Source organism: Nocardioides sp. (assembly GCF_036493135.1).
In the GTDB taxonomy this organism is placed as follows: Bacteria; Actinomycetota; Actinomycetes; order Propionibacteriales; family Nocardioidaceae; genus Nocardioides.
In genome coordinates, this window is the sequence record NZ_DASXQG010000006.1 from 25372 (window position 1) to 33115 (window position 7744).

The 7744-nt window shown below is 68.1% G+C and carries 17 protein-coding genes; all 17 read left to right on the forward strand.

Annotated features, from left to right (window positions below; translation table 11 throughout):
• Positions 1–7 precede the first annotated feature (7 nt).
• Positions 8–289: a 30S ribosomal protein S19 gene (rpsS, locus tag VGJ24_RS00870; protein ID WP_331498547.1), complete on the forward strand. Its 282-nt coding sequence runs from the start codon at positions 8–10 to the stop codon at positions 287–289.
• The gene (rplV, locus tag VGJ24_RS00875; protein ID WP_331498548.1) at positions 289–744 is read left to right on the forward strand and encodes a 50S ribosomal protein L22; all 456 of its coding nucleotides are present in this window, start codon (positions 289–291) and stop codon (positions 742–744) included. The genes rpsS and rplV overlap by 1 nt, the downstream gene beginning before the upstream one ends.
• Positions 744–1586 carry a 30S ribosomal protein S3 gene (gene rpsC, locus VGJ24_RS00880; RefSeq protein ID WP_331498549.1) on the forward strand — a complete coding sequence of 281 codons (843 nt, stop codon included), beginning with the start codon at positions 744–746 and terminating at the stop codon, positions 1584–1586. Before rplV ends, rpsC begins: the two co-directional genes overlap by 1 nt.
• Positions 1587–1589: 3 nt before the next feature.
• Positions 1590–2009, forward strand: a complete 420-nt coding sequence (gene rplP, locus VGJ24_RS00885) for a 50S ribosomal protein L16 (protein ID WP_331498550.1) — start codon at positions 1590–1592, stop codon at positions 2007–2009.
• Positions 2009–2296: a 50S ribosomal protein L29 gene (rpmC, locus tag VGJ24_RS00890; RefSeq protein ID WP_331498551.1), complete on the forward strand. Its 288-nt coding sequence runs from the start codon at positions 2009–2011 to the stop codon at positions 2294–2296. Before rplP ends, rpmC begins: the two co-directional genes overlap by 1 nt.
• Positions 2293–2568 (forward strand): 30S ribosomal protein S17, encoded by a 276-nt coding sequence (gene rpsQ / locus VGJ24_RS00895; RefSeq protein WP_331498552.1) that lies wholly within the window; start codon positions 2293–2295, stop codon positions 2566–2568. The genes rpmC and rpsQ overlap by 4 nt, the downstream gene beginning before the upstream one ends.
• Positions 2565–2933, forward strand: a complete 369-nt coding sequence (gene rplN / locus VGJ24_RS00900; RefSeq protein ID WP_329649093.1) for a 50S ribosomal protein L14 — start codon at positions 2565–2567, stop codon at positions 2931–2933. The genes rpsQ and rplN overlap by 4 nt, the downstream gene beginning before the upstream one ends.
• A 1-nt stretch (position 2934) precedes the next feature.
• Positions 2935–3300, forward strand: a complete 366-nt coding sequence (gene rplX, locus VGJ24_RS00905; protein WP_331498553.1) for a 50S ribosomal protein L24 — start codon at positions 2935–2937, stop codon at positions 3298–3300.
• A 1-nt stretch (position 3301) separates the two neighbouring features.
• Entirely contained in the window at positions 3302–3904 is a 603-nt protein-coding gene (gene rplE, locus VGJ24_RS00910) for a 50S ribosomal protein L5 (protein ID WP_331498554.1), read from the forward strand.
• Between the two features lie 20 nt (positions 3905–3924).
• Entirely contained in the window at positions 3925–4110 is a 186-nt protein-coding gene (locus tag VGJ24_RS00915; RefSeq protein WP_151084464.1) for a type Z 30S ribosomal protein S14, read from the forward strand.
• A gap of 85 nt (positions 4111–4195) precedes the next feature.
• Positions 4196–4603 carry a 30S ribosomal protein S8 gene (rpsH, locus tag VGJ24_RS00920; RefSeq protein WP_331498556.1) on the forward strand — a complete coding sequence of 136 codons (408 nt, stop codon included), beginning with the start codon at positions 4196–4198 and terminating at the stop codon, positions 4601–4603.
• Between the two features lie 26 nt (positions 4604–4629).
• Positions 4630–5172 carry a 50S ribosomal protein L6 gene (gene rplF / locus VGJ24_RS00925; RefSeq protein ID WP_331498557.1) on the forward strand — a complete coding sequence of 181 codons (543 nt, stop codon included), beginning with the start codon at positions 4630–4632 and terminating at the stop codon, positions 5170–5172.
• Between the two features lie 2 nt (positions 5173–5174).
• On the forward strand, positions 5175–5558 hold the full coding sequence (rplR, locus tag VGJ24_RS00930; protein WP_331498558.1) for a 50S ribosomal protein L18: 384 nt from the start codon (positions 5175–5177) through the stop codon (positions 5556–5558).
• A 40-nt stretch (positions 5559–5598) separates the two neighbouring features.
• Positions 5599–6216, forward strand: a complete 618-nt coding sequence (rpsE, locus tag VGJ24_RS00935; protein WP_331498559.1) for a 30S ribosomal protein S5 — start codon at positions 5599–5601, stop codon at positions 6214–6216.
• A complete protein-coding gene (gene rpmD / locus VGJ24_RS00940; RefSeq protein ID WP_331498560.1) occupies positions 6216–6398 on the forward strand; it encodes a 50S ribosomal protein L30 in 183 nt (60 codons plus the stop codon). Before rpsE ends, rpmD begins: the two co-directional genes overlap by 1 nt.
• Positions 6399–6402: 4 nt before the next feature.
• The gene (rplO, locus tag VGJ24_RS00945; RefSeq protein ID WP_331498561.1) at positions 6403–6843 is read left to right on the forward strand and encodes a 50S ribosomal protein L15; all 441 of its coding nucleotides are present in this window, start codon (positions 6403–6405) and stop codon (positions 6841–6843) included.
• Between the two features lie 217 nt (positions 6844–7060).
• A partial coding sequence (locus VGJ24_RS00950; protein WP_414691028.1) for a preprotein translocase subunit SecY occupies positions 7061–7744 on the forward strand: 684 nt, incomplete at its 3' end.

Consider the following 7744-nt stretch of genomic DNA (forward strand, 5'->3'; position numbering starts at 1 on the left):
TGACCACATGCCGCGCAGCCTGAAGAAGGGCCCGTTCGTCGACGACCACCTGATGAAGAAGGTGGACGTGGAGAACGACAAGGGCTCCCACAACGTGATCAAGACCTGGTCGCGTCGCTCGATGATCGTGCCGGCCATGATCGGCCACACGATCGCCGTGCACGACGGCCGCAAGCACGTGCCCGTCTTCGTGACCGACTCGATGGTCGGCCACAAGCTCGGGGAGTTCGCTCCCACCCGCACCTACCGCGGGCACGTCAAGGACGACCGGAAGGGGAGGCGTCGCTGATGCCGACCACTGACCGCCGGCGCACCAGCGCCCGCCGCGAGTCGCTGCTCGGCGACCAGCCGGGCTCCTTCGCGAGCGCGCGTTACCAGCGGATCACGCCGATGAAGGCCCGCCGGGTGACGCAGATGATCCACGGCCTGCCCGTGGACGACGCCCTGTCACTGCTGCAGTTCGCGCCGCAGTCCGCCGCCAAGACCGTCTACAAGGTCCTGGAGAGTGCGATCGCGAACGCCGAGACCACCGAGGACCTCGACCGCGCCTCCCTGGTCGTCAGCAGCTGCCAGGTCGACGAAGGTCCGACGATGAAGCGCTGGCGCCCACGTGCCCAGGGCCGGGCGACGCGGATCCTCAAGCGCACCAGTCACATCACCCTCGTGGTGACGCCCCGTCCTGAGCCAGTGAAGGCGGCGCCCGCGAAGAAGAGCACCACGAACCGGAAGAAGGGGAAGGCCTGATGGGCCAGAAGATCAACCCGAACGGCTTCCGCCTCGGCATCTCCACCGACCACAAGTCGCGGTGGTACGCCGACAAGCTCTACAAGTCGTACGTCGGCGAGGATGTCGCCATCCGGCGGCTGCTGTCCAAGGGCATGGAGCGCGCCGGCATCGCCAAGGTCGAGATCGAGCGCACCCGTGACCGCGTGCGGGTGGACATCCACACCGCGCGGCCGGGCATCGTCATCGGCCGCCGCGGCGCCGAGGCCGACCGCATCCGTGGCGACCTCGAGAAGCTCACCGGCAAGCAGGTCCAGCTGAACATCCTCGAGGTGAAGAACCCCGAGGTCGACGCGCAGCTGGTCGCCCAGGGCGTCGCCGAGCAGCTCAGCGGCCGCGTGCAGTTCCGCCGTGCGATGCGCAAGGCCATGCAGACCACCATGCGCTCGGGTGCCAAGGGCATCCGGATCCAGTGCTCGGGCCGCCTCAACGGCGCCGAGATGTCGCGCACGGAGTTCTACCGCGAAGGCCGGGTGCCGCTGCACACGCTGCGCGCCGACATCGACTACGGCTTCTACGAGGCCAAGACCACCTTCGGCCGGATCGGGGTGAAGGTCTGGATCTACAAGGGCGAGGTCGCGGGCACCCGCGCCGAGCGCCAGGCCCAGGCCGCCGCGCGTGCCGGGGTCCCCGGTCGCAGCGGCCGTCCGTCCCGTGGCGGCGACCGCCCGAGCCGCGGCAACCGCCCGACCCGCGCCGACCGTGGTGCCGCGCCGGCAGCCGAGGCTGCCCCGGCCGCCGAGGCCCCGCCCGCGGCTGCGCCCGCTGCCGACCCCGCACAGACCGCCGGATCGGAGGCCTGAGCCATGTTGATGCCGCGGCGTCTCAAGCACCGCAAGCAGCATCGCCCCACCCGGCGTGGTGCGGCCAAGGGCGGCACCCGTCTGGCCTTCGGTGACTACGGGATCCAGGCGATCGAGGGTCACTACGTGACCAACCGGCAGATCGAGTCGGCCCGGATCGCCATGACCCGTCACATCAAGCGTGGCGGCAAGGTCTGGATCAACATCTACCCCGACCGCCCGCTGACCAAGAAGCCTGCCGAGACCCGGATGGGTTCCGGCAAGGGCTCCCAGGAGTGGTGGATCGCCAACGTCAAGCCCGGACGCGTGCTCTTCGAGTTGTCCGGTGTCGACGAGACGATCGCGCGCGAGGCGATGCGCCGTGCGCAGCACAAGCTCCCCATGAAGACCCGTTTCATCTCCCGAGAGGCCGGTGAGTTCTGATGGCCAGCAGTGTGAAGGCCCACGAGCTGGACGAGATGAACAACACCGACCTCGAGGCCCGCCTGCGCGAGGCCAAGGAGGAGCTGTTCAACCTGCGCTTCCAGGCGGCCACCGGCCAGCTGGAGAGCCACGGAAGGCTCCGCACGGTGAAGAAGGACATCGCTCGGATCTACACCGTGGTGCGCGAGCGCGAGCTCGGCATCCGGTCGAACCCCGACGCGAGCGACAACCAGAACGACAACGAGACCGACAGCGAGAAGGCCGAGAAGGAGGGCGCTGACGCATGAGCGAGCCCACAGCAGCTGCGACCCGCAACGCCCGCAAGGTGCGTGAGGGCCTGGTCGTCAGCGACAAGATGGACAAGACCGTCGTGGTCGAGGTCGAGGACCGCGTCAAGCACGCGCTCTACGGAAAGGTCATGCGGCGTACGTCGCGGCTCAAGGCCCACGACGAGAACAACGACTGCGGCATCGGTGACCGCGTCCAGCTGATGGAGACCCGTCCGCTCTCCGCGACCAAGCGCTGGCGCGTCGTGCAGATTGTCGAGCGTGCGAAATGATCCAGCAGGAGTCGCGCCTCAAGGTCGCCGACAACACCGGTGCGAAGGAAGTCCTCTGCATCCGGGTGCTCGGTGGCTCGGGCCGTCGCTACGCCGGCATCGGTGACGTGATCGTGTGCACGGTCAAGGACGCCATCCCCGGCGGCAACGTGAAGAAGGGCGACGTTGTCAGGGCCGTGGTCGTGCGCACCGCCAAGGAGCGCCGCCGCCCCGACGGTTCGTACATCAAGTTCGACGAGAACGCCGCGGTCATCCTGCGGCAGGACGGCGAGCCGCGCGGCACGCGCATCTTCGGCCCGGTGGGCCGCGAGCTGCGCGACAAGCGATTCATGAAGATCATCTCGCTCGCGCCGGAAGTTCTCTGAGATGGGGAAGCACGCGATGAAGATCAAGAAGGGCGACACCGTCAAGGTGATCGCCGGCAAGGACAAGGGCGCCGAGGGAAAGGTGATCCAGGTGCTCCGTGACGACGACCGGGTCATCGTCGAGGGCGTCAACCGCGTGAAGAAGCACACCAAGGTCGTCCAGCAGGGCGGTCGCGGTGGCACCACCGGCGGGATCATCACCACCGAGGCCCCGATCCACGTGTCCAACGTGATGCTGGTCGAGGGCGACGGCGTGACCCGCGTGGGGTTCCGACGCGAGGACGTCCTCAAGCGGCGCCCCGACGGCTCGACGTACGCCGGCACGCGCAGCGTCCGTGTCTCGCGCAAGTCCGGGAAGGAGATCTGAGATGACCGAAACCACTGTCGACAACGCGACGGAGACCGTCGCCGAGGAGAAGGTCACGCCTCGTCTCAAGACCCGCTACCGCGAGGAGATCATCCCCGCGCTGCGCAGCGAGTTCGAGATCGCCAACGTCATGCAGGTGCCCGGCCTGACCAAGATCGTGGTCAACATGGGCGTCGGCGAGGCGGCCCGCGACTCGAAGCTGATCGAGGGCGCCATCCGCGACCTGACCGCCATCACCGGCCAGAAGCCGATGGTGACCAAGGCCCGCAAGTCGATCGCCCAGTTCAAGCTCCGCGAGGGCATGCCGATCGGCGCTCACGTCACGCTCCGTGGCGACCGCATGTGGGAGTTCCTCGACCGTCTGCTGTCGCTGGCGCTGCCGCGCATCCGTGACTTCCGGGGTCTCAACCCCGGCCAGTTCGACGGCAGCGGCAACTACACCTTCGGGTTGACCGAGCAGGTCATGTTCCACGAGATCGACCAGGACCGGGTCGACCGTCCGCGGGGCATGGACATCACGATCGTGACCACCGCGACGAACAACGAGCAGGGTCGCGCGCTGCTGAAGCAGCTCGGCTTCCCCTTCCGCGACAGCGGAATCTAGGCAGAGCAAGGAGAACTGACATGGCGAAGACAGCCCTCAGGGTGAAGGCGGCGCGCAAGCCCAAGTTCGCGGTGCGCGGCTACACCCGCTGCCAGCGCTGCGGCCGCCCCAAGGCCGTCTACCGCAAGTTCGGCCTGTGCCGGATCTGCCTGCGGGAGATGGCCCATCGCGGCGAGCTGCCCGGCATCACCAAGTCCAGCTGGTAACCCAGGCCTCCCCGACCTACCCGAACGCTGCAGGTCCCGGCGAGGAACTCACCGGGAAACCACAACGAGAGAGAACGACACCACCATGACCATGACCGACCCGATCGCAGACATGCTGACCCGTCTGCGCAACGCCAACCAGGCGTACCACGACGCGGTGACGATGCCCTACAGCAAGCTGAAGGCCGGGGTCGCCGAGATCCTCAAGGCCGAGGGCTACATCACGTCGTACGACGTGGCCGACGACCCGACCGGCGGCGTCGCCAAGACGCTGACCATCACCTTGAAGTACGGCCGCCACCGTGAGCGTTCGATCGCCGGCGTCCGGCGCATCAGCAAGCCCGGACTTCGCGTGTACGCGAAGAGCACGGGCCTGCCCAAGGTGCTCGGGGGTCTGGGTGTCGCGATCATCTCGACCAGCCAGGGGCTGCTGACCGACCGCCAGGCGAACCAGAAGGGCGTGGGTGGGGAAGTCCTCGCCTACGTCTGGTAGCCCGAGACCCGCGAAGGAGAACTGAGATGTCGCGCATCGGACGAATGCCGATCGTCGTGCCCTCGGGTGTCGAGGTGTCGATCGACGGCGCTCACGTGACCGTGAAGGGCCCCAAGGGCACGCTTTCCCACACGGTGGTCTCGCCGATCAGTGTCGCCAGGAACGACGAGGGCGTCCTGGACGTCACGCGGCCCGACGACGAGCGGGAGAGCCGCTCGCGCCACGGGCTGACCCGCACCCTGATCAACAACATGGTCGTCGGCGTCACCGAGGGCTATGAGAAGAGGCTCGAGATCCAGGGCGTGGGTTACCGCGTCCTGTCCAAGGGCCCCACGCAGCTGGAGTTCCAGCTCGGCTACAGCCACCCGATCACGTTCAACGCGCCCGACGGCATCACCTTCACCGTCGAGGGCACCACGCGCCTCGGCGTCGTCGGCATCGACAAGCAGTTGGTCGGCGAGGTGGCCGCCAACATCCGCAAGCTGCGCAAGCCGGAGCCCTACAAGGGCAAGGGCGTCCGCTACGCCGGCGAGCACGTCCGCCGCAAGGTCGGAAAGGCTGGTAAGTGACCATGGCCATCTCCCTGTCCAAGAACAAGCACACCGCGTCGCGGGTCAAGGCCCGCCTGCACCGTCAGGTTCGCGGCCGCAAGAAGATCTCCGGCACCGCCGAGCGTCCGCGACTCGTGGTCACCCGGTCCTCCAAGCACATCAGCGTCCAGGTGGTCGACGACCTCGCCGGCCGCACGCTGGTCGCCGCCTCGAGCATGGAGGCCGACCTGCGCGCGCTGGACGGCGACAAGACCGCCAAGGCCAAGAAGGTCGGCGAGCGGGTGGCCGAGCGGGCGAAGGGCGCGGGCATCGAGTCCGTGGTCTTCGACCGCGGCGGCAACAAGTACCACGGCCGCATCGCGGCCCTGGCCGATGCCGCCCGTGAGGGCGGCCTGACCTTCTGATCGACGACAGAGCACGACAGACAAGGAAGAGGAACATCTCATGAGCGGAGCCCAGCGCGGACAGCGCGGTGGCGAGCGCCAGGGCCGGGGTCGCGACGACCGTCGCGGCGGCGGTGCCGAGAAGAGCCAGTACGTCGAGCGCGTCGTTGCGATCAACAGGGTTGCCAAGGTCGTCCAGGGTGGTCGTCGCTTCAGCTTCACCGCCCTCGTGGTGGTCGGCGACGGCGACGGCATGGTCGGCGTCGGCTACGGCAAGGCCAAGGAGGTCCCGGCCGCGATCGCCAAGGGCGTCGAGGAGGCCAAGAAGCACTTCTTCCGGGTCCCCCGCATCCAGGGCACGATCCCGCATCCGGTACAAGGTGAGAAGGCCGCCGGTGTGGTGCTGCTGCGCCCGGCCGCTCCCGGTACCGGTGTGATCGCGGGCGGCCCGGTCCGCGCCGTCCTGGAGTGCGCCGGCATCCACGACGTGCTGAGCAAGTCGCTCGGCTCGTCCAACCAGATCAACATCGTCCACGCCACGGTCGAGGCGCTGCGGATGCTCGAGCAGCCGGAGACGGTGGCCGCGCGCCGGGGCCTGCCGGTCGAGCAGGTGGCCCCCGCCGCGCTGCTGAGGGCCGCCAGGGAGTCGGCGGACTCGCCGGCGGAGGTGACGCGCTGATGGCTCAGCTGAAGGTCCAGCAGCGCAAGAGCTCCATCGGCTGCAAGTCCAACCAGCGCGAGACCCTGCGCTCGTTGGGTCTCAAGCGCATCGGCGACGTGGTCGTGAAGGAGGACCGCCCGGAGATCCGCGGCATGGTCCAGACCGTCCGTCACCTGGTGACGGTCGAGGAAGTCGAGTGAAGAAGTGACGTTGAAACTGCACCATCTCCGTCCCGCACCCGGGGCCAAGACGGCCAAGACCCGGGTCGGCCGCGGTGAGGGTTCCAAGGGCAAGACCGCCGGCCGCGGTACCAAGGGCACCAAGGCCCGCTACCAGGTGCCGGCGCACTTCGAGGGTGGACAGCTGCCGCTGCACATGCGGCTGCCGAAGCTGAAGGGGTTCAAGAACCCCTTCCGCGTCGAGTTCCAGGTCGTGAACCTGGACCGGCTCGGCGAGCTGTACCCCGAGGGCGGCGACGTCTCGGTCGACGACCTGGTGGCCAAGGGCGCGGTCCGCAAGGGCCAGCCGGTCAAGATCCTCGGCCAGGGCGACATCGCGGTGGCCTGTCAGGTGAACGTCCAGGCGTACTCCGCCTCGGCCAAGGCGAAGATCGAGGCGGCCGGCGGCACTGCCACGGTGGTATGAGCTGCGCGAGGCGCGGACCGCGGACGACGTACGCCCGGCGGCCCGCGCCCTCGCTCGTCCCGGCGCTCTCCGTGCTCTCCGCGAAGGCTGTCTGCTGGCAGGCCCCTGTTAGGCTTCCGGCGGTCTTCGCGGACGTGTGCGAAGGCCGATGCCGACGCTCGGACGGCGTTACCAACAGGTCGCGAGCCCGCGGGGCGAGACCCGGAAAGAGGATGCAGTGCTCAGCGCTTATGTGAACGCGTTCCGCACCCCGGACCTGCGTAAGAAGCTGCTGTTCGTCCTGCTGGTCATCGTGATCTTCAGGGCCGGCTCGCAGATCCCGGCACCGGGCGTGAACGTCGGCCACGTGCATGACTGCATCCAGGGGATCGGCGACAACAACAACGTCTACAACCTGATCAACACCTTCTCCGGTGGCGCGCTGCTGCAGCTCACCGTGTTTGCGCTCGGGATCATGCCCTACATCACTGCGAGCATCATCCTGCAGCTCCTGGTCGTGGTGATCCCGCGCCTGGAGGCCCTCAAGAAGGAGGGCCAGGCCGGGCAGACCAAGATCACGCAGTACACCCGCTACCTGACGCTGGGCCTGGCCCTACTCCAGGCGACCGGCATCGTGGCGCTCGCTCGTTCCAACAGGCTGCTCCAGGGCTGCAACGAGGACCTGCTCTACAGCAAGAGCACGACGACCTTCCTGGTCATGGTCCTCACGATGACCGCCGGCACCGCGGTGATCATGTGGCTCGGTGAGCTGATCACCGACCGGGGCGTCGGCAACGGCATGTCGATCCTGATCTTCACCCAGGTGGTGGCCACCTTCCCGATCGCACTGTGGAACGTCCAGAAGGCCAAGGGCCCGTGGGTCTTCGCCGGGGTGATCGTGCTCGGCATGGTCGTGGTCGCC

Coding starts and splice junctions, on each gene's coding strand:
- rplE (WP_331498554.1), top strand. CDS start 3,302: ATGACCGAAACCACTGTCGACAACGCGACGGAGACCGTCGCCGAGGAG.
- rpsE (WP_331498559.1), top strand. CDS start 5,599: ATGAGCGGAGCCCAGCGCGGACAGCGCGGTGGCGAGCGCCAGGGCCGG.
- VGJ24_RS00915 (WP_151084464.1), top strand. CDS start 3,925: ATGGCGAAGACAGCCCTCAGGGTGAAGGCGGCGCGCAAGCCCAAGTTC.
- rplF (WP_331498557.1), top strand. CDS start 4,630: ATGTCGCGCATCGGACGAATGCCGATCGTCGTGCCCTCGGGTGTCGAG.
- rplP (WP_331498550.1), top strand. CDS start 1,590: ATGTTGATGCCGCGGCGTCTCAAGCACCGCAAGCAGCATCGCCCCACC.
- rpsH (WP_331498556.1), top strand. CDS start 4,196: ATGACCATGACCGACCCGATCGCAGACATGCTGACCCGTCTGCGCAAC.
- rplV (WP_331498548.1), top strand. CDS start 289: ATGCCGACCACTGACCGCCGGCGCACCAGCGCCCGCCGCGAGTCGCTG.
- rpmC (WP_331498551.1), top strand. CDS start 2,009: ATGGCCAGCAGTGTGAAGGCCCACGAGCTGGACGAGATGAACAACACC.
- rpmD (WP_331498560.1), top strand. CDS start 6,216: ATGGCTCAGCTGAAGGTCCAGCAGCGCAAGAGCTCCATCGGCTGCAAG.
- rplR (WP_331498558.1), top strand. CDS start 5,175: ATGGCCATCTCCCTGTCCAAGAACAAGCACACCGCGTCGCGGGTCAAG.
- rplN (WP_329649093.1), top strand. CDS start 2,565: ATGATCCAGCAGGAGTCGCGCCTCAAGGTCGCCGACAACACCGGTGCG.
- rpsC (WP_331498549.1), top strand. CDS start 744: ATGGGCCAGAAGATCAACCCGAACGGCTTCCGCCTCGGCATCTCCACC.
- rpsQ (WP_331498552.1), top strand. CDS start 2,293: ATGAGCGAGCCCACAGCAGCTGCGACCCGCAACGCCCGCAAGGTGCGT.
- rplX (WP_331498553.1), top strand. CDS start 2,935: ATGGGGAAGCACGCGATGAAGATCAAGAAGGGCGACACCGTCAAGGTG.
- rpsS (WP_331498547.1), top strand. CDS start 8: ATGCCGCGCAGCCTGAAGAAGGGCCCGTTCGTCGACGACCACCTGATG.